This window comes from Ureibacillus chungkukjangi, assembly GCF_003217295.1.
In the GTDB taxonomy this organism is placed as follows: Bacteria; Bacillota; Bacilli; order Bacillales_A; family Planococcaceae; genus Ureibacillus; species Ureibacillus chungkukjangi.
Map to the genome: position 1 here is coordinate 109,047 of NZ_QJTJ01000001.1, position 19,403 is coordinate 128,449.

Below are 19,403 nucleotides of genomic sequence, written 5' to 3' on the forward strand. Positions count from 1 at the left end.
AATATTACCAGTCAATCCATGTTATTTTATCATTTTATTTTCTATGCGAACAATCTATTTTAACTTATACAAGTATTAACCGTATTGTCCCGTTTTTAATCTAAGGTATAGAAGGGACTAAAGTCTCATATTTCAAGTCCTCAATGTACATAAATTATGAATTAAAATTAAAAAAGCTACTTTTTAATAAAGAGTAACTCTTTACAAAAGTAGCACTAAGCTCATTCAATTTTTATTTTACTTGGGAAGACAAAGTTTTTATAAGGTCTGGTAGCCACGCTTCTAATGGCTGACATGTAAAACCAGCTTCAATAGATTTGGCTTGAGTCATATACCAGTCTTTTGGAACAGCAAAAGGAGAACGGGACTCATCATCCCCAACTAGTGCAATTTTCGCTTTCTTCCCAACACTTCCTTCAATCATCTCCATTAATTCCTTTAATGAATAAGTGCCCGAAGAGGTTGCGTTATATGCTCCTACAATTTCCGAGAAACCTGCAAATTTTAAAAATTCACTTGCATCATCAGACAAGATATAAGACATTCGAGCATCCATATTTAAGAAGCTAATAGCCTTACCTTCTGCAGTTCTTTCGATATGGAAATGTAATCGTCTTGTATAATCATCTTCTCCTAAAACGATTGGAAAGCGAACTGCCACCACTGGAAAATTCGCCTTTTGGAAGAAGACCGCCTCTGCCAGTCGCTTACCTTCACCATATGAAAAATCATTTAAACCTCCGTAACGAATTTCATAATGGTAGGGATCAAACTCTCCCTCAGAAAGCTCAGCCCCTAAATCTGAGTAGGTAGACATAGTTGAAGTAAATACATATTTTCGGGTTTTACCTGCAAAGATTTCACACGCAGCCAAGGCATCATCAGGTGAGTAGCAAATATTATCGTAAATAATATCCCATTGAGTATCGGCAAAAGCTGATGCCAAATCACTCTTATTCGTGCGATCTACGATTTGCTGATTGACTTTTTCCCCAAAAGAATGTGCAGTTTTACCACGAGTTGCAATTGTCACGTCATGCCCTTCTTCCAGAAGTGTTTCAACAAGCTTTTTCCCAAAAAATCTTGTACCGCCAAATACCAATATCTTTTTCATACCGCTAATCCCCCTATCCCTATACTTCTTGAAGTACTGCGGTTTCAACTGTTATACGGCCATTATCCGTTTTAAAACGAATTGGAATCGTGCCATCACCAAATTGAAACTTCTTCCCTTTTTCCCCATAAACACTGATTCGACCGAAATCTGACTTAACGGATAAGGTGACATTATTTAATACCTCATCAGTTTTTAAAACAATGCTGCCATTATCTGTTTTCCATTGTAACGGTTTTGTCACTTGAGGAATATACCCTTCAATTCTACCATTATCAGTAGTTGCCCAAATTTCACCGCTTACTTCGTTAAGCTCGATTCGGCCATTATCTGTTGAAAGCTCAAATTTTTCCGATCTTGAATGATCCACACAAATTCTACCATTATCCGTTGTTGCAATAACGTTCGTGAAATTTGAATGATCCAAGACAATTCTTCCATTATCTGTTTTTGCCTTTAATGTGCTAGCCAATAAGGATTTTAAGTGAATTTTCCCGTGATCTGTTTTGAACTTCATGTGCTTCGCTTGTTGAGATTCTATTTCAATTTTCCCGTTATCACTCTCAACCTTCATTTGGTCATATAATTTTTGAGGCAGCTGTATCGATACATCGATTGTTTTCAACCCCATGCTTAGGTGAATGAAGAAAAATGACATGATGCTATCCTCACGTTTAACTCGAATTTTCAGCGTGTTATTAACCACTTCCATAGTAGCCTTTGTTTTTCCATCCTGATCCTTTACATTAATAATTGGTTTGTCACCCTCCGAAGGAACAATAGAAATATTCGCTTTGTCAGCCTTAATGTCTACATTATCAAAGCCTGTTTCAATAGCAGGAGTCATTTCAACATGAGAAACAAACTCTTCCTCTGAATAAGCAGCTAGCAGCTCCATCGCTAAGTCATGAATAGGACCAAACGATTCAACTATTTCTTCTTCCTTTTTACCTTCAGCTCTACCATTTGCAAAATACTCTTTAAAGTCACGCAAAATATCTTTTCGTTCGTCTTCCTTTAATAAAAACAATTCCTTTTCAAGTTCTTTTAGAAATTTCTCCTCAGACATTTAAATTTCCTCCCCCTGAATTAATTCGTTTACACCTTTACTAAAGTTCTGCCATTCTTCACGAAGTTCCTTTAAATTTTCTTTACCTAAAGCAGTGATTTGATAATATTTACGTGGTGGTCCTTCAGTTGATTCTTTTAAGTATGTTGTAAAATAACCTTCCGACGTGAGCCTTCTTAATAGTGGATAAACAGAGCCTTCCGAAATCTCAATCTGATTAGAAATAGCTTGAACGAGCTCATAGCCATACATATCTTGTTGGTCGACTAGAGCAAGGACACACAAATTTAATACACCCTTTTTAAATTGGACGTTCAAGTTAACCACCTCCTCCACTACTATTCATTGTACAGTAGTGTATCATAACGGTATTACTCATTGCAAGGTACTGAATAATATAAATTAACTAATTTACTACCTCCCTTTAGCTTCATCACTCAATTTCGAATAATATTTATGAGAATCTGAATAATAATCACTTTCTTGACTACTCTAGTTTTTGTAATACCATTACTATTTAATTAAGGGAGTGTTTTTTTGGGAATTTTAAGTAGAAACCCTAAAGAAGAGCCACTACATTACGGAGAAATATTCACAATATGGTCGAACGTTCTAACTAATAACGGCATGATCGCTATGTATCAAACTTTATATAATCATACTGGTGACCGCGAACTTGCCAAGATAGTTGAAGAATCAATCAATGGGATGGAAGAAGAAAACAAGCAATTAAAAGAAACGCTAAAATTAAATGGAATCGGGCTTCCTCCAGCACCACCTGAGCGCCCTAACGCAAGACTTGAAGATATCCCAGTAGGGGCACGATATAATGACCCTGAAATAAGCGCAATTATCTCTGGGAACGTTGCCGCAGGTCTAGTGGCGTGCAGTAAGGCGATGGGGACATGCACTCGTGAAGATATCGCCATGATGTATGGTCAATTCCATATTGCTAAAGCTCAGCTTGGCGCTAGGTTATTACGATTAAATAAAGCAAAGGGATGGTTAGTTCCTCCACCACTTCACCTTGCTCCACATGACGAAAGATAACTTTCAAAAATAGTGGTTGCCTTATGCAGTCAACCACTTTACTTTGCTAAATGATTTTATGTTATTTTATTTATTACATAGGGTAAACGATTAGAAAACAAAAATGGAGGGTTTAGATGTTTGAAAACAAAACAGTTATTGTAACTGGAGCTTCTCAGGGCATCGGAAAAGAAGTTGCCACCCAATACGCCCGTGCTGGGGCATCCGTCGTTTTAGCAGACATTAACGAACAATCAGGTTACTCCGTTGCCTCCGAGTTAGCTAAAGAAGGTCTAAACGTTTTATTTGTTCCAACAGATGTACGTAAAGAGCAAGATGTCATCCAACTAATGACAAGTACTATCGAACAATATAAAACAATTGATATTCTTATTAATAATGCAGGAATCTATAAACCAATTTCGCCTTATGATCTTTCAATGGATATCTTTGATGATATCATCAATACAAATTTAAGAAGTGTATTTTTGTGCTCAAGAGAAGCTTCAAAGTTTATGAGATTAAATGCAAAAGGTGGAGCAATTGTATCAATGGCTTCAACGCGTGCTTTCATGTCCGAAGCCAACTCAGAATCCTATGCAGCAACAAAAGGTGGCATCGTAGCACTTACACACGCACTGGCAAGCTCGCTTGGACCAGACTCAATACGAGTGAATTGCATTTCCCCTGGATGGATTGAAACTGGTGATTACGCTTCTTTACGAGAAGTTGACCATCTACAGCATTTTTCAGGTCGTGTCGGCAAACCTGAGGATATTGCACGAGCATGCTTTTATTTAACTGACGATAAAAATGATTTTGTTACTGGAATCAATTTGACTGTTGATGGCGGGATGACAAAGAAAATGATATATGAAGAATAAGTAAAAAAACGACTAACTAGGATGCCCAAGGTTAGTCGTTTTTTTTCGTTTCTATATGTTTCAATAGCAACAAATTACTTAAGCGCATATATTACAAATAGCTTATTACGGGAAAGGAGTTAACGAACATGAATCCTTCCAAAACTAATTATTCAAAACCAAAAATCTATCTCAACCCACAGCAAGATAACAGAGGAAATCAAAACTCCTATAACATTTCTTATCTAGATGAAAAAATCCGTTCAGATTTAAATCTAATCTTAGAAAAACAAGCGGTACTCGAACAATCTCTTATCAAATTCCATCAAGTGATCAATAATCTTATGTTAAATACAAAACACTCTACAAATCTTTTAAGCAGTCATTTAAAGATGCTTCAAAACACAATGATTGAACTGATGAATAAGCCCATTCAAAATGAAGAATTCCTAAAACTCATGAGAAAAACGGTGCCCTCTAAAAACATTAAAAAAATCTATGTAAATGGCTCACCCATCGAAGTAAGTGCAGTTCTTGATTTCCACGAAAGGAAAAACTCAGTAACCTTTTTAACACCAGATAATCATACTCTTGTGGTGGATATAACTCAGATTAACGGCTTTGAAATACAACAATAAAAACCTGTACAGTTCTCAAGTAGAGTTGTACAGGTTTGTTTTACATATACAAGTAAATAGTAAGATACATAAATAGACTACCACCCATAACAAACACATGCCAAATCGCATGATTGTACGGGATTTTTTTATTTTTATAAAAGTAAGTTCCTATTGTATAGCTTAATCCTCCTGCCACTAGCAGCAGTAATCCATCCATTGTGATAAATTCAAGCATTGGTTTATAAAAGATTATGGCTAACCAGCCCATCCCTAAATAAACAAATAATGATAATCTCTCAAAGCGATGCACAAAGTACATTTTAAAGAGAATTCCAAAGAACGCTAATCCCCATTCAACGAAAAAGATTGTCCACCCTATCTTACCGCCAATTGCGATTAAAGCAACAGGTGTATATGTCCCAGCAATCATAAGAAAAATCGAGCTATGATCCAGCTTTTTTAACAAGCTTTTATGAGTTGGCCAGGCGTGATAAATAGTTGAGGCAGCATATAAGCAGAACATAGAAATTCCAAAAATAATGTAGCTAACAAGTTCAATCGTCGACCCTTCTAACCGAGCTTTTTGAACTAAAAGTAAAGTAGCCGGTATTGCGAGCAGCGCTCCAATTCCATGACTTAAGGAATTCAAAAATTCTTCCTTTTTACTATACCCACTTTGAACAGCTGTTAATTGTGCCATTTTCTTCACCTCTTGCTAATATTATTCCATAATGATTCAAATTAGGGAGAGTTAGTTGTAATAAATATCAAATGATATTTGTCATAGAATGTGACGAATCGTTATTTTTATAATGAAACATACATGAGAAATAATGCAATAAATTGCTCCTTTTAGTCAAAAAATTCCAAAGATATAGCAAGTCAAGTTGACGCGAATTGGAAATTATATTACAGTTCATTAAAATCACTATAAGCTTAAATAAAAAAAATACCGAATAAGGACATTTGCGAGAATGTCTCATATTCGGCAGTTTAATTTACTTCAAATTTATGGAGTTGTCGTTGTTGAAAGATCTCCAACTGATTCTTTTTTAGTTTGTTCCAGAATTCTTTTCTGTTTATTTACATCTGCTCGTAGGAATAGTGAAATAAGTAGAGAAATCGCGATTAATGCTGTAAACAGGTAAAATACTGGAATATAGCTATCGTACATATTTTTAACTGTACTTACGATAATCGGACCAAAAACCCCACCTAGAGACCAAGTTGTTAATAAGTAACCGTGAATTACACCAAGTTGCTTTGTTCCAAATAAATCACTTGCATATGCAGGTAGGTTTGAGAAACCTCCTCCATAACAGCTAACTACTAAGAAGATAAATACTTGGAAGATGATAACATTTGTTGTAAATGGTAATACAGCAAAAGTGATTAATTGGATTGTAAAGAATATAACGAAAATATTTGTACGTCCAATATAGTCAGAAAGTGCTGCCCATAGTAATCGGCCACCACCATTGAATAGTCCCATTACACCAACCATTGTTGCAGCTGCTGCTACAGATAGCCCTACAATCTCTTGAGCCATTGGTGATGCAACAGAAATCATCATAATACCAGCTGTTACGTTTACTAAGTGCATAGACCAAAGCATCCAGAACCGTCTTGTTTTAACAGCTTCTTTTGCTGACATTTGAGCTAAATCCTGCTTAATTTTCTTCTCGCCAGATTCCGTTGCCTTCTTCATTCCTTCAGGCATATATCCTTTAGCTGGAGGAGCAATATAAGAAGCACCTAAAATCATTAAGATGAAATAGCTTATTCCTAAAATAAAGTATGTAGATGAAATACCTACACCCTCCATTAAGTTTGCTGCTACTGGAGCAGTAATTAAAGCACCAGAACCAAATCCTAATACAGCCATCCCTGTTGCTAAACCACGACGATCAGGGAACCATTTTACTAAAGTCGATACCGGAGCAATATACCCGATACCCATACCTAGACCACTTAAAACTCCATAAGTTAACCAATATAGTATAACTGAGTCCATTTGTATCGCTAAACCAGCACCTGCTTGTCCTGCTCCGAATAATACGGCAGCAACCATCGCTGATTTTCTTGGACCTAATTTTTCTACTAAACTACCAAATAGTGCTGCTGCAAAACCAGCAAGCCCCATCATTATTGTAAAGGCTACAGTTACGTTTGTTTCACTCCATCCCATTTCCGTTACGATTGGAAGCTTATAAACACTATAAGCATAAGCTCCTCCGATTGATAAATGAATTGCAATGGCAGAAAGAGCGATTAACCATCGATTTTTCTTCATAATTCTCTTTTAGCCCCTTTCTTTGTAAATGTGATAAAGTTGTGAACAACTCTTTATCTCAAGATAACATTTACAAAATATGAAATGCAATAGTTTTTTGAAAAAAATTATTTGTGTAAAAGAGATTATTTCTGCATTTCGTAGAAAATTTGAAGTTAAACGCAAATTTCTATCTTATTTATTGTAGAAGAAATTACTTACAATTGCTTTTACCCTATAATTGAATGACCGTAACATGATTCTTGTTATAAAACAGCAAGATATTAAGGTATTATGCTATTTACAGAGCATTTGATACAGCGAGTAAAAAGTATTTAATTGCTTTAAAAAGAAAATTGTATACATTTTGTAGAATAAACATTATATACAAAGTTGAAATTTGAAACTTTAAATAAATTTAGTAGCTCTACCCTTTACTCCTATTACATAATAGTTATTTACTATATCAGAATAACTTTACATGTTAAAATTTCACAAAATAATATTATTTCGTTATTATTTAGAATTTACATACATAAAAGAGAAAATTTTAAATTTAGATTTAAAAATATAGCGTACTTCTTTCATTGATTAAACAAAAAAAACATCCATTTTCAGAATAAATGGATGTTTTTTTAAAATTAGCTTAAACGATTTAGTATAAATTATCGTACAAGTTGTATGTCACATGTTGCAGAACGGACTATTTTTTCTGCAACGGAGCCGATGAGCATTTTTTCTAGGTTTGTATTACCTGTTGCTCCGCAAATAAGTAATTCAACTCCTGGAAGCTCTGTTAAAATTTCCTTTGGAGAGCCTTCTTTAATGACTACCTCAACTACAGGAATTCCCGCAGCAGCAACCTGATTTTTAAGCTGATCCATCTTGGTCATACTCTCTTCCTTAAGCTGTTCAGCGTAATTTAAGTCATAGGCTGCAATTGAGCCAAATGATTCCGTATCAATGACATTTATTAATTGAACGGTCGCATCATTGTCCTTCGCCACAAGTATTGCTCGATCTAGTGCTTTCATTGACTGCTTTGAGAAATCAATTGCTACGGCAATTTTTTGATAATGCTTAATCATAATTGTCCTCCAATATTGTCATTACTTCATAGTACCCATAATTTTTTAAAACAAACGAAAACTATACAAATTGAAGTCACTAGCAGAATAGATATACTAACTTAAAGCTACTGCTTTAAGCTTTCTAGCCAAATTGTACATATCTTCCCCATCCACTTTAAAGTCTGTGCCCATCGAAACATATAACTCGTATTTACCATCCTTCGTAAACTGAACTTCTCCAACTCCAATAAAAGTAACGGCTTTCAAATGACTCATCCATTCTTTAATCGCCCAAAATTTATTCACATAGCTTTTATTTAAAGGATCTGTTTTAAAATGCTCCATAAAGACAATCGCGATTTCCTCGTTTTGATAGCCCACAATAAGCTCAGCGGTAGATTCAAGCAATTCAATATCCTTTATAAAGCCTTTTATAATTCGGTTTTTACCGATATCGGAAGGACTAATCTCATGAACAAATCTTGAAAGCAACTTTTTTCCTTTCGTTTTCGTAAAGTCTTCATCAATCGCTCCACCAAAAAGTGTCATTTGCGCTGTTTCTGATGCATTCGTTTTTACTTTACGGTGACTATTATTTTTAATCTCTTCAGAATTTCGTTCAAGTATTGGCCCATTGATTTCATCTATCATCATAGATTTGTAGGCTCTCATTAACGCACTCTGTTTATGCCTCTTGCTAATATTAACCTCTAATTTTATGTCCTTGCTTCCAATTTGCTGTATACCATCACGCTCTAAATTATATGGGCAGGTTGGAGAATGATTACTATATCTCCACGTTTTATAATGCCCTTTCTTTCCACTACTATAAGATAATTTTGCAGAACAATGCTCCGTAGGACAAAATAACTTCCCCTTAAAAGCAGCAATATATTTCTTCTTTGTCATTTGTCCAATTGGAATCAGCTTAATATCATCTTCTGTTATCAGTTTCGCTTTAGAAATTCTCATAAAAATACCTCCTATAACTTCAGATTTGAGGAGCAAATTTATAAAAAAGCACACCATCTTTTTTCACTTTGATGATGTGCTTCTAGCTGTCATTATTTTGCAGGAAATAAACTTCCAACCGCTGTAATTGTTGTGGCTAAATCTTCCCTATAATTTATATGATTTTTATTTAAACTATTAATACTTACTTCATTTCCGCCAAGAGACGAATGGACATATAAATCATCGCCCATATACATAGCAATATGCCCCGGGAAGTAGAGAAGATCACCTTTTTGAATATGCTCGATGTTGATTTCTTTAATTGGGAAGCGATCGACAATTTTGGCATCTCGATAAATCACAACACCATTTAGCATATACGCCATCGAACAGAGCCCTGAACAATCAATGCCTAAAGGAGATTTCCCACCCCATCGGTAAGGTGTAGTAAGATAGCTTAAAGCCGTTTGTACGACTCTGTTTCGAAAATCCTCCTCCAAAACGCCATTAAGTTCAAGCTTTTCCCCAATCCATTGACTACGTGTATATCCTACTTCACCAGTTGCTAATTGAATCATGGACCATTCTTTATTTATTTCTTCATTTGGCAACACTTTGATAATTGAGCCACGTACAAGTGTTGCTAGCTTACTACTTTGTATTTTCGGCTTCAGTAGTATATCTGCAAAGCCTTGGTAAATGATACTTGCTGCTTCCTTCTGCCAAGTATCTACCTTTTGAGGATCAAATATTAAATCCTCTATCCTACAAAAGCCTTCATATTGATATGGTGTTTTCACATAGACCCAATCATTTTCTCGTTGCTTTACTATTTCTACAACCATGCCATATAATCCTTCATCAATCAGTTCCGATTTTGAGTTAGGCTCTGCATGTAAATTAGCAACCTTCGATTTAATAATAGCTTTCATAAAAAAACTAAGCCTCCTTACTGAAATGATCATATATAATCTTAGAAAGCTTCCCTATAAAACTCTTCGCTTCTTCAGTATTTGTGTGATCAGTGACAAAAACACCAATTATATAAGGCCTCTTCTTAGAAAAAAAGATACCTATATCGTGCTCCACTGTCTCAAGGCTGCCTGTTTTGTGAGCTACTTTCACATCGTCAGCAATATACCTTTTTAATGAATCTTGAATGCGTTGTCGACTTAATATATCACTCGCTAACTCGCTAGATTTTTTTGACAGTAGGTCCTGACGATAAATAGCCTCAAAGAGAAAGGCCATTTCTCTAGCAGTTGTTAAATTATCAAAGCCCTTTTCTAGCTGTTCAAAATCCATCATTTTTCGTTGAATTGTCGTATTTTTCAATCCAATCTTTTTAAAATAATGATTTAAATTTTCCATGCCCCAAAAATCAATAAGAACATTTGTCGCCGTGTTGTCGCTTGTAATAATCATCCATACTAATAATTCATACAAGGACGCTTCGCTTACTTCCAGTTCTGATAGTACGCTAAAATCAACTCGATTTTCTTCAGCAATTTTAACAATTTGATGTATTGATTCATTTTTATTTTCAAGGAATTCCAGCACCGCTACTAGAATAGGAACCTTTATCAAGCTTGCGCTGGAGAATACATCATCAATATCCTTTGTAAATAGAAATTGATTAGGTTCCGCACAATCCTTCACAACCAGCTTAACCTTGTAGGGTACCTGTTCGATTAAATCCTGAAGATTCTTTTCCATTATATGACTATTCAATAACTTCAATTGTTTTTGTTTCAGTATCAAAGGCAATTGTTCTACCTAGAGGCAGTGACATCGTTGGTAAGCAATGTCCACAGGCAACATCCATTAAAATCGGCTTATTTAATGGGACCAAAATCTCTTCAAAAATCGTTTGTAGTCTCAAGCTATGCTCTGGACGTTTTGGATTTTGTGGACCGCAATTTGTCCATGCACCAAGTAAAATGCCCGCCACCTCATCTAACTTACCTGATAACTTAAGCTGAGTAAGCATACGGTCTATGCTACGTTCATACTCATCAATATCCTCTAAGAATAGAATTTTCCCCTTTGTATCAATCTCGTATGGTGTTCCAAGGGAAGCTGTTACTAAAGTTAGGTTTCCACCTATAAGCTGACCTGTTGTTTTTCCAGGTACAAGTGAAGACATCTCTTGATTTGTTGGATTGGCTAAATAATAATTAGATTCTTTTGTCAGAGTAATACTTTCCAGAAAGGAGGACCATGTGTATTCATCCATTTCTGGTTTAATGAATTCTGTAGATGGCATTGGTGTATGGTAGGTTACTAAATCACATAACTGATTAAAGGCAATATGCAGTGCAGTCACATCACTATATCCAGCGAATACCTTGGGATTTACTTTAATCATCTCATAATCTAGTAAAGGTAAGATTTTTGTGGCTCCATAGCCTCCTCGAATGCTAAAGATTCCATCAATAGAAGCATCACGGAACATTCGATTTACGTCATTTGCTCGAAGCTCGTCACTTCCAGCTAGATAGCCATGTCTTTTGTGACATGAATCCCCCACAACCACATTAAATCCAAGCTTTTCTACAGCTTCGATAGCTTGTGGTAAGCTTTCCTGCGGAGTGGCACTAGAAGCACCAACCAGACCGATAGTATCTCCCTTTTTTAACGCTTTTGGAATTTTCATTCTGTCACACTCCTATTGTAGTTCGCTTACGATACAGTGCAATTTCTTCTTCATTGGCAAGTACAAAATGCCCCTCCTCGATTTCTACAAAAGATGGAGGATTCTTCATATAGTCATGAAGCTTGGGGTCGTAAATTTCAATCGTTTTGGCACGCTCTTTATAAGGATTTGGCTCAGGCACAGCAGAAATAAGTGCTCGTGTGTAAGGGTGGATAGGATTTGAAAATATCTTTTCTGTATCAGCCAGTTCAACAATTTCTCCCTTATAAATAACCGCTGTGCGATCTGTAATGAAGCGAACAATCGATAAATCGTGGGCGATAAATAAATACGTTAAATCATTTTGTTTTTGTAAATTCGATAATAGATTCAACACCTGTGCCCGAATCGAAACATCCAAGGCTGAAATCGGCTCATCCGCAATAACAAATTCCGGCTCCATGACTAAAGCACGGGCAATACCGATTCTTTGCCGTTGACCACCTGAAAATTCATGTGGAAAACGACTTGCAAACTCCGGAAGCAACCCTACCTCTAACAAGGCATTTCGAACCTTTTCCAAACGATCCGCCTCATTTTTGTATTTTTTCGTATTTACTAAGCCTTCTGAAATAATATAGTCAACCTTAGCCCGTTCATTTAAGGAGGCCATTGGATCCTGAAAAATCATTTGGATTTTTTGCGTAATTTCTCTATCCCAATCCTTCGAAATCTTCCCGCTAATTGGCTTGCCCTTAAATAGAATTTCTCCGCCTGTTACTTCATTGATACGCATTATGGCACGACCGATTGTTGTTTTACCAGAACCCGACTCTCCCACAAGACCAAATGTTTCACCTTTATAAATATTGAAGCTTACATCACTTATCGCCTGATATCTATTTTTCCCTTTTCCAAAGGTAACATTTAAATTCTTTACTTCTAGCAATACTTCTCTATTAATCATGAGCGTATCGTCTCCCCTCTTCAAAGAATTCCTGCAGACTTAGCGGAGGCTCTACCTTTGGTGCATCTGAATGTAAGAGCCACGTTTTAGCAAAGTGCGTATCTGTGACCTTAAAGAAAGGCGGACGTTCAACAAAATCGATGTTTAATGCAAATGGATTACGAGGTGCAAAGGCATCTCCCTTGATTTCCTTAAAAAGATTAGGCGGTGTTCCTTTAATAGAATATAATTCCTCCCCCTTAGCCCCTAATTGCGGCAAGGATGATAGGAGAGCCCATGTATAAGGGTGTTTTCCATCGAAGAATACTTCATGGGTTTTGCCAACTTCGATAATCTCTCCTGCATACATTACAGCAATACGATCAGCTACCTTTGCAACAACCCCTAAATCATGGGTAATATAGATAGTTGTTAGTCCATACTTTTCTTGTAGATTTTTTAATAGCTGCAAAATTTGTGCTTGAATCGTTACATCCAAGGCAGTTGTAGGCTCATCACAGATAAGTATTTTGGGATTACACGCTATGGCTATGGCAATAACAATCCTTTGTCTCATCCCGCCAGAGAACTCATGGGGATATTGCTTATAGCGTTTTTCCACATCATGAATCCCTACATCTGTAAGTAGCTTTAAGGTTTGGTCATATGCAGACTTACCCTTTAACCCTTGATGTAGGACAACACACTCTTCAATCTGTTTTCCAACTGTTTTTAAAGGATTAAGAGAAGTCATTGGGTCTTGTGTAACCATCGCAATTTCCTTACCTCGAATTTTCAGCCAATCCTTCTCAGTACTAAATTTCGCTAAGTCATAATCTTTATAAAGGATTTCCCCTTGATCTATAAAGCCATTCTTATCTAGTAAACCCATTATAGATTTCACGAGGACAGACTTACCCGAGCCCGACTCACCTACTATTGCCAGACTTTCACCTTTATAAAGATCAAGAGAAATATCACGAATTGCTGTAAGTACTTGGCCACGTAGTTTAAACTTAATGATTATATTTTGAATCGATAAAATGCGAGACTTTCCGTTGCTGTCTACCATCGTCATCCCCCCTCTATACATGATTCTTTGGATCTGCAGCATCTGCAAATGCGTTTCCAATAATATAAAAAGCAATTGTAATAATACTTAAAACAACACTTGGGAAGATTAATTGATAGCGTAGATCTGGCGACATCATTAGTACACGCCCTTCATTGATTAAATTTCCTAATGAGGGTTCACTAATTGGCAAGCCTAAGCCAATATACGTTAAAAATACCTCTGCCCCAATCGCAAACGGAATTGCTAAGCTCATTCGTAGCATAATAACGGAAATTAAATAAGGTAATAAATTTTTTAATATAATTCGATAGCTTGGAGTCCCCAAGCATTTTGATGCCAGGTTATACTCTCTATCTCTTAAAATCACAATCTGATTTCTTATAAACCTTGCCATCTCCACCCAGCCCGTTATACACATCGCAATGATGATCGTAGAAATACTCGGTCGTAAAATATAGGACATTAAAATTAGAACAATCGTAGTCGGTATATTTTCAAAAATGTTATACACCTGAGTAATCGGTGCTTCAAGCTTTCTTGAAAAGCCCCAAAGTGCCCCTACTGAAATTCCTACCAAAACCTCTGCGAATGCAACGACAAATCCTATAAACAGCGAGGTCCTTGTTCCTGCCCAAATCCTCGACCATAAATCCTGTCCAATTGAATTTGTTCCAAACCAGAAATCTTCTCCTGGCGTAATGTTTCGTGCCTGAGAACCAGTTTGTTCATCGATATAAATTTCTGTTGGAGATTTTTGATAAGGTAGATATGGTTGAACAATAACAAAAGCAATTATTAGTCCTACCACTACTAATAGAAAAACAGCTATTCGATTTTTTAGAAAGGATTGCCAGGTAGAGCGCCAATATGAATAATTTGAATAACCTGTTTGCTCCGCCTTTTGGTCATCTACAACAGCGAAGTCAAATAAATTTTCGTTTGACTTTTTTGAAATATTCGAAATTTCCTCAGAAAAGATTCCCATTATCGAACACTCCCCCCTTTACCGAGCTTGATTCGAGGATCGACAATTGCCATCGCTAAATCTCCTAAAAACAGCCCAATAATTCCTAGAGACGAGAAGATTAATACTAATCCTTGCACGACAGAATTATCCTGACGTTGGATGACATCAACTAGTAAACCGCCCATCCCAGGAATCGAATATAAGGATTCAATGTATATCGAGCCTGTAATTGTAAATAAAATTGTAGCAGGTAAATACTGTGCCATAGGGATAAAAGCATTTCGCATCACATGCTTAAACATTAACGTTTTCTCTTTAACTCCCTTAGCCCGAGCTAGTTTTATATAATCTTTATTGAGCTCATCCACCATGTAACGACGCATCCACATTGCATAAGAGGCTGTTGGAGCTAAAGCCATGGACGTTAGCGGCAGAATCCAGCTTGCTGAATTATATTCATCAAACAGCATTGGTAAATTTAAAATATCCGTTACATACATTTGAATGAATATATAATAGACCGCTGCTGGAACAGCAACAACGAATACAATATAACCTGTTCCTAATCGATCAAGCCATCTTCCTTTCATATGGGCCATCAAAATTCCTAAAGGTACCCCAACAATAAGAGACAGTGCAACAGCACCAAGCCCAAATAGTAACGAATATATAATCTTTTCAGATATGATTGTCGTTACTGCGACATCCGTACGATATGTAACAGAAGTTCCTAAATCACCCATTAATAAGTCTGAATAGAAATTCCCTAACTGTACAATCAGTGGGTCACGAAGTCCTAAATTTGTTAAATATACTTCCTGCTGTTCAGGCGACATTTTTTCAGCTGCTGCTCCTAAGTAGCCTTCTTCAGGCATCAGTCGCAGTAACGAGAAAACAATAGTAATAATGATAAAAAGCGTTAATACGGATTGCAGTAATCGTTTTCCTATATACCACAGCATATTCTAACCCCCCAACAATTTACGCCAAATAATGAAGGAAGGAGACACCAAAACTGGCTTGGTCATCTCCTTCTTCTTATTAGTTAAAATTTATTTTTCTGCATTCGCTAACGCTTCGGCACGCTCTTGTTCCCATGCTGCTTGAGCTTCTTTAAATTCATCGTTACTCATTGGTTTGTCTAAAAGATTTTGGCCTTTAAACTTCTCAGCCGTCACACCAAATGGTGAGTATTGTGCTTCAAACGGATTTAATTTTGAAGCAATATAGCCAGTTCCACCTACTGCATAAGGAATAACAAATGCTTCTTCGATTAGGAAGCTCTCTGCTTTTGCAAATAGTTCATAGCGTTTAGCTAAATCCATTTCTGATTTTGCAGCGTCCACCATGTTTTGATATGTTGATTTACCGTTTGAATCTTTGTAGCCTTCAGCAAATTCAGGCTTGTTATACGAACCACCTTCAGTAAATGGATCTGTGTAGGATGCAGGATCTGCATAGTCAGGTCCCCAGTTCACTTCTAATAATGCAAATTTACCTGGACGACGAACTTCACCTAAGAATCCAGTAGAAGGTCCAGCTTCCACGATCACATCAATATAGTCTGTACCTAGTAGTCCTTCAAGCTGTTGTTCTACAACTTGCGCACGGTTAGCCCAATCAGGAGAACCTGAGTTATACGGCATTAATACTTTAACTGGGAATGTTGCTTTTCCATCAAGTTCAGCCATTGCAGTTTCTTTAAATTCCTTCGCTAAATCGCTATTAAAGGAATCAGTATTTGTAACATCAGCCAGAGGTGCTAATTGTGTATAGTCCACACCTTCCACATCGACAAAGTTCTTCGGTGTAATTGTATTACTCAGCATATCATTTGGATTGTATGGCTCTGTTGTTAACATCGCAGATACTCGGTCAAGTCCATGGTAAAGCGATTTACGGAAGTTTTTGTTGTTCACAACCACCTTCCAATTCTCTGGCTCATACTCTGCATCGAATTGTGGGTCAAAGTTTAAAGCATAGAAATACGTATAGAAGTTATTTTGACTTTGACGTACTTGTGATTTTTTCTCTTCGTCATTGAACCATTCGTCAATTACGGATGTCGGAATTGAAGCGGCATCGACTTCACCACGCAAGAATAGCTCTGGTGCAACAGTTCCAGCTTCTTTATTGTATTTATAGCGGATACGGTCAATTAACACATTTTCTTTATCCCAATATGTGTCATTTTTTACAAGTACACGCTCATTTTGAGGTTCAAATTTGTCTAAAATGTAAGATCCATTGTAAAGGAAATTTTCGTTAGTTGTTCCAAAACTTTCGCCCTTTTCAGCTAAGAACTCGCCGTTTACAGGGAAGAAGCATACATAGTTGAGCATCGAAAGGAAATATGGTGTTGGATTCTCTAATGTGTATTCCACTGTATGGTCATCTAGCGCCTTCACACCAACCTCTGTAAAATCAGTAACCTCCCCGTTATAGAAGGCATCACCGTTTTTCACCACAGTTGCAATCCAAGCTGTCGAGGATTCATTTTTTGCATCTAGCACGTAATTCAAGCCATCTACAAAGTCCTGTGCAACAACATCTGCATATTCTTCACCATCATGAGTAACCCATTTTACACCTTCGCGAAGCTTGAAAGTCCATACGGTTGCATCATCATTTGACGACCATTCTTCAGCTAGGCCAGGTTGTACAATTCCATACTGATCATACTCGATCAAGCCATCTACTAAATTCGCCGCAACGGCAAATTCATTTGTTTCAGAAGTTTTTAAGTAATTAAGTGTTTTAATCTCCCCTGAATATACTGTACGGTATTCTGATACTTCTTTTTCAGAAGACTCGTCTCCCTTGTCGCTACATGCTGCTAGAACTAGCACAGACACTGTAGCTAAAAGCAATAACCACAACTTTCTCATAAAACCCCTCCTGTTTCTTTACTATCTCTTTTTTTATAATGAAAATCCTAGTTCAGGCTTGGCTGACATTGTCATGAATTGTGTATTAAATGTCGGTTTACCTGATATAGGATCATCCATTCATATCCATTCATAGCAAAGGCAAATCTGAATCGCCCATAGACAAATAGCAATATTTCGAATATTCTACGTAAATAGCAGCGTAGTTTTAATGGTGTAAACAGGGGTACTTCAACTACGCCTACTAAAAGATTTAATATTTTTAATCCAGCTTCAATCTACGTTAAAAATTGTAAAATACGTAATACTTCATAATAATCCTCAGTAACATATTCAACCGTATTATGTGGTTTAAATGTTGCACCTGGATAAAATGAATTTCTAAATGCACGAGCATGGTCTCGGTAAACTATTTCTACCGTGAACTTTTCAGGTAAAGCTACCTGTAAACTCTCTCTATCTAACCTCATTGCTTCTTCAACTAATATTCTAGTTTCTTTAAGCGTTAAGCTCGGACTTACACTTACCGTTGCACTTCCGATTCCTTCCTTTGTAGCAAAGGTAAGAATATTTTCATTCAATTCACGAATTTCTTCTATAAGACCTTCATCACCACTTACAAAGGCAACCGGTACGCCATGCAATCTAGCAGCATAGGTATTTATTAAAAATTCACTAGCATATTCTCCATTAATTTTCACATCAGCATTGACTACTAAAGTGTGCGCTAATGGGTTGCGATGACTTCCACCTTTACTGTGATAGCCTATAAAAATTGCTCGGTCAAAGCTTTCGTCAAGCCCAGCCACCATACACATTGGATCTCCCGTCCAGCCACGGATAATTTTACAATTTACCGGCAAGTTCGAGATATCAATGTTACGAGCCGAATCATGCGCATCCTTAAGCAATATTTCTGTAGCTCCACCTGCTATAGCGCCCTCAATCGCTGCTTCTACTTCCTTCGTCATTTGCTTTAAAAAGGGTTGAATATCCGGTGTATTAAGCTCCGTTTCAATCCAAGCTGTTGTACCAGTGATGCCTTCAATATCTGCACTAATATATACCTTCATAAATATCGAAACTCCTTTATTTGATGTGTCTCTATTATTGCTTCTACAGCACTATACATTGCCTCTTGTGCATTGACTCGCCTTGCCCATGTCACATTGCCGTAGTCATAATGCCACCATTCCTCTGAATAGTTTGTGAATCCGACAGCTGTCATTGCATTATACAAAAGACGCCTATTTTTTAATGCTTCATCATTTTCCTCAAGATGCTGCTCATAATAACGGGTTGCTGACTTTTCGCTCATCTCATCAAATGCACCCCCAAGATCTAGGGGATTGCCTGCTAAATCTCCTAAGGTTAAATCAATGGCCCCTCCTGTTATATGTGGCGACGTTTTATATGGCTCTATACTGGGAAATGCTACGAATTTTAGTGTTTCCTCTAAAACTGCTGCATCCGAATAATCTGGATTTTTGTTTTTAACCTCTTGAGAAAATAGTTGAAATAAATGCTCTTGTACCTGGAGAGGACGGTAGCCATCATATAAAATGAAGCTATAATGCATAGGTAATAGAGTCAAAGCCTCTATCAATTTCTCACAGGTGCTTTTACGTAAATAGATTGTTTGTAAACTATTGGGGATTCCTTGCTCAAAATACATAGGTTTTATAAAAATTTTGGGATGCGCATTAATTTTCACTAGTGGTTCACGATTATCGTTCACTTTAGGTTTGCGCTTGACAGAGGGAGCCTCAAGCTTTGGAATTGATTTATAAATATCCACTTGTATAAATATCACCTCACACCATGTATAATTATCTCAAGTATATGAATATTTTGATTATTTCGTATTTAAAAATAAATCTATCATACTTTACATTTTTTTA

The 19,403-nt window shown here is 36.7% G+C and carries 20 protein-coding genes; 3 read left to right on the plus strand and 17 right to left on the minus strand.

The annotated features are described in order from the left end of the window. Nucleotides 1-232: 232 nt before the first annotated feature. Genes BJ095_RS00540 through BJ095_RS00550 form a run of 3 tightly spaced genes read right to left on the minus strand, consistent with a single transcriptional unit; the run spans nucleotide 233 to nucleotide 2,501 of the window. Nucleotides 233-1,114: an NAD-dependent epimerase/dehydratase family protein gene (locus BJ095_RS00540; RefSeq protein ID WP_107934635.1), complete on the minus strand. Its 882-nt coding sequence runs from the start codon at nucleotides 1,112-1,114 to the stop codon at nucleotides 233-235. 19 nt (nucleotides 1,115-1,133) lie between these two features. After that, complete coding sequence (locus BJ095_RS00545) at nucleotides 1,134-2,183, minus strand: DUF4097 family beta strand repeat-containing protein (RefSeq protein WP_107934636.1); 1,050 nt, start codon at nucleotides 2,181-2,183, stop codon at nucleotides 1,134-1,136. Beyond that, nucleotides 2,184-2,501 (minus strand): PadR family transcriptional regulator, encoded by a 318-nt coding sequence (locus BJ095_RS00550; RefSeq protein ID WP_107934637.1) that lies wholly within the window; start codon nucleotides 2,499-2,501, stop codon nucleotides 2,184-2,186. 219 nt (nucleotides 2,502-2,720) lie between these two features. On the opposite strand from BJ095_RS00550, the gene BJ095_RS00555 reads away from it, so the two are divergent. From BJ095_RS00555 to BJ095_RS00565, 3 genes are all read left to right on the plus strand, one after another. After that, complete coding sequence (locus tag BJ095_RS00555) at nucleotides 2,721-3,233, plus strand: DUF3231 family protein (protein WP_107934638.1); 513 nt, start codon at nucleotides 2,721-2,723, stop codon at nucleotides 3,231-3,233. Nucleotides 3,234-3,349: 116 nt separating this feature from the next. Beyond that, a complete protein-coding gene (locus tag BJ095_RS00560; protein ID WP_107934639.1) occupies nucleotides 3,350-4,096 on the plus strand; it encodes an SDR family NAD(P)-dependent oxidoreductase in 747 nt (248 codons plus the stop codon). A 128-nt stretch (nucleotides 4,097-4,224) separates the two neighbouring features. Further along, entirely contained in the window at nucleotides 4,225-4,713 is a 489-nt protein-coding gene (locus BJ095_RS00565; RefSeq protein ID WP_107934640.1) for a hypothetical protein, read from the plus strand. A gap of 40 nt (nucleotides 4,714-4,753) precedes the next feature. Here the strand turns inward: BJ095_RS00565 and trhA are convergent, their stop codons facing one another. The 14 genes from trhA to BJ095_RS00635 all read right to left on the minus strand — a co-directional run bounded on the left by trhA (nucleotide 4,754) and on the right by BJ095_RS00635 (nucleotide 19,300). After that, entirely contained in the window at nucleotides 4,754-5,395 is a 642-nt protein-coding gene (gene trhA, locus BJ095_RS00570; RefSeq protein ID WP_107934641.1) for a PAQR family membrane homeostasis protein TrhA, read from the minus strand. Nucleotides 5,396-5,704: 309 nt separating this feature from the next. Continuing rightward, nucleotides 5,705-6,988, minus strand: a complete 1,284-nt coding sequence (locus tag BJ095_RS00575; protein ID WP_107934642.1) for an L-lactate MFS transporter — start codon at nucleotides 6,986-6,988, stop codon at nucleotides 5,705-5,707. A 644-nt stretch (nucleotides 6,989-7,632) separates the two neighbouring features. Beyond that, the gene (locus BJ095_RS00580) at nucleotides 7,633-8,055 is read right to left on the minus strand and encodes a universal stress protein (RefSeq protein WP_235867531.1); all 423 of its coding nucleotides are present in this window, start codon (nucleotides 8,053-8,055) and stop codon (nucleotides 7,633-7,635) included. A 96-nt stretch (nucleotides 8,056-8,151) separates the two neighbouring features. After that, complete coding sequence (locus tag BJ095_RS00585) at nucleotides 8,152-9,009, minus strand: hypothetical protein (protein ID WP_107934643.1); 858 nt, start codon at nucleotides 9,007-9,009, stop codon at nucleotides 8,152-8,154. A 92-nt stretch (nucleotides 9,010-9,101) separates the two neighbouring features. Continuing rightward, nucleotides 9,102-9,923, minus strand: a complete 822-nt coding sequence (locus BJ095_RS00590; RefSeq protein ID WP_107934644.1) for an SH3 domain-containing C40 family peptidase — start codon at nucleotides 9,921-9,923, stop codon at nucleotides 9,102-9,104. Nucleotides 9,924-9,930: 7 nt separating this feature from the next. Continuing rightward, entirely contained in the window at nucleotides 9,931-10,707 is a 777-nt protein-coding gene (locus BJ095_RS00595) for a serine hydrolase (protein ID WP_107934667.1), read from the minus strand. A gap of 7 nt (nucleotides 10,708-10,714) precedes the next feature. Further along, nucleotides 10,715-11,647: a S66 peptidase family protein gene (locus BJ095_RS00600; protein WP_107934645.1), complete on the minus strand. Its 933-nt coding sequence runs from the start codon at nucleotides 11,645-11,647 to the stop codon at nucleotides 10,715-10,717. A gap of 4 nt (nucleotides 11,648-11,651) precedes the next feature. Then, nucleotides 11,652-12,593 carry an ATP-binding cassette domain-containing protein gene (locus BJ095_RS00605; protein WP_107934646.1) on the minus strand — a complete coding sequence of 314 codons (942 nt, stop codon included), beginning with the start codon at nucleotides 12,591-12,593 and terminating at the stop codon, nucleotides 11,652-11,654. Then, nucleotides 12,586-13,644 carry an ABC transporter ATP-binding protein gene (locus BJ095_RS00610; protein ID WP_404427008.1) on the minus strand — a complete coding sequence of 353 codons (1,059 nt, stop codon included), beginning with the start codon at nucleotides 13,642-13,644 and terminating at the stop codon, nucleotides 12,586-12,588. Before BJ095_RS00610 ends, BJ095_RS00605 begins: the two co-directional genes overlap by 8 nt. 13 nt (nucleotides 13,645-13,657) lie before the next feature. Beyond that, entirely contained in the window at nucleotides 13,658-14,632 is a 975-nt protein-coding gene (locus BJ095_RS00615) for an ABC transporter permease (protein WP_107934648.1), read from the minus strand. Continuing rightward, nucleotides 14,632-15,576: an ABC transporter permease gene (locus BJ095_RS00620; protein WP_107934649.1), complete on the minus strand. Its 945-nt coding sequence runs from the start codon at nucleotides 15,574-15,576 to the stop codon at nucleotides 14,632-14,634. Before BJ095_RS00620 ends, BJ095_RS00615 begins: the two co-directional genes overlap by 1 nt. Nucleotides 15,577-15,666: 90 nt before the next feature. Continuing rightward, nucleotides 15,667-17,502 carry a peptide ABC transporter substrate-binding protein gene (locus tag BJ095_RS00625; protein WP_107934650.1) on the minus strand — a complete coding sequence of 612 codons (1,836 nt, stop codon included), beginning with the start codon at nucleotides 17,500-17,502 and terminating at the stop codon, nucleotides 15,667-15,669. 278 nt (nucleotides 17,503-17,780) lie between these two features. Further along, complete coding sequence (locus tag BJ095_RS00630) at nucleotides 17,781-18,575, minus strand: M55 family metallopeptidase (protein ID WP_107934651.1); 795 nt, start codon at nucleotides 18,573-18,575, stop codon at nucleotides 17,781-17,783. Continuing rightward, nucleotides 18,572-19,300 (minus strand): M15 family metallopeptidase, encoded by a 729-nt coding sequence (locus BJ095_RS00635; RefSeq protein WP_235867532.1) that lies wholly within the window; start codon nucleotides 19,298-19,300, stop codon nucleotides 18,572-18,574. Before BJ095_RS00635 ends, BJ095_RS00630 begins: the two co-directional genes overlap by 4 nt. Between the last annotated feature and the right edge of the window lie 103 nt (nucleotides 19,301-19,403).

Coding starts and splice junctions, on each gene's coding strand:
- trhA (WP_107934641.1), bottom strand. CDS start 5,395: ATGGCACAATTAACAGCTGTTCAAAGTGGGTATAGTAAAAAGGAAGAA.
- BJ095_RS00590 (WP_107934644.1), bottom strand. CDS start 9,923: ATGAAAGCTATTATTAAATCGAAGGTTGCTAATTTACATGCAGAGCCT.
- BJ095_RS00540 (WP_107934635.1), bottom strand. CDS start 1,114: ATGAAAAAGATATTGGTATTTGGCGGTACAAGATTTTTTGGGAAAAAG.
- BJ095_RS00630 (WP_107934651.1), bottom strand. CDS start 18,575: ATGAAGGTATATATTAGTGCAGATATTGAAGGCATCACTGGTACAACA.
- BJ095_RS00600 (WP_107934645.1), bottom strand. CDS start 11,647: ATGAAAATTCCAAAAGCGTTAAAAAAGGGAGATACTATCGGTCTGGTT.
- BJ095_RS00605 (WP_107934646.1), bottom strand. CDS start 12,593: ATGATTAATAGAGAAGTATTGCTAGAAGTAAAGAATTTAAATGTTACC.
- BJ095_RS00610 (WP_404427008.1), bottom strand. CDS start 13,644: ATGGTAGACAGCAACGGAAAGTCTCGCATTTTATCGATTCAAAATATA.
- BJ095_RS00560 (WP_107934639.1), top strand. CDS start 3,350: ATGTTTGAAAACAAAACAGTTATTGTAACTGGAGCTTCTCAGGGCATC.
- BJ095_RS00565 (WP_107934640.1), top strand. CDS start 4,225: ATGAATCCTTCCAAAACTAATTATTCAAAACCAAAAATCTATCTCAAC.
- BJ095_RS00625 (WP_107934650.1), bottom strand. CDS start 17,502: ATGAGAAAGTTGTGGTTATTGCTTTTAGCTACAGTGTCTGTGCTAGTT.
- BJ095_RS00580 (WP_235867531.1), bottom strand. CDS start 8,055: ATGATTAAGCATTATCAAAAAATTGCCGTAGCAATTGATTTCTCAAAG.
- BJ095_RS00545 (WP_107934636.1), bottom strand. CDS start 2,183: ATGTCTGAGGAGAAATTTCTAAAAGAACTTGAAAAGGAATTGTTTTTA.
- BJ095_RS00615 (WP_107934648.1), bottom strand. CDS start 14,632: ATGGGAATCTTTTCTGAGGAAATTTCGAATATTTCAAAAAAGTCAAAC.
- BJ095_RS00585 (WP_107934643.1), bottom strand. CDS start 9,009: ATGAGAATTTCTAAAGCGAAACTGATAACAGAAGATGATATTAAGCTG.
- BJ095_RS00620 (WP_107934649.1), bottom strand. CDS start 15,576: ATGCTGTGGTATATAGGAAAACGATTACTGCAATCCGTATTAACGCTT.
- BJ095_RS00575 (WP_107934642.1), bottom strand. CDS start 6,988: ATGAAGAAAAATCGATGGTTAATCGCTCTTTCTGCCATTGCAATTCAT.
- BJ095_RS00595 (WP_107934667.1), bottom strand. CDS start 10,707: ATGGAAAAGAATCTTCAGGATTTAATCGAACAGGTACCCTACAAGGTT.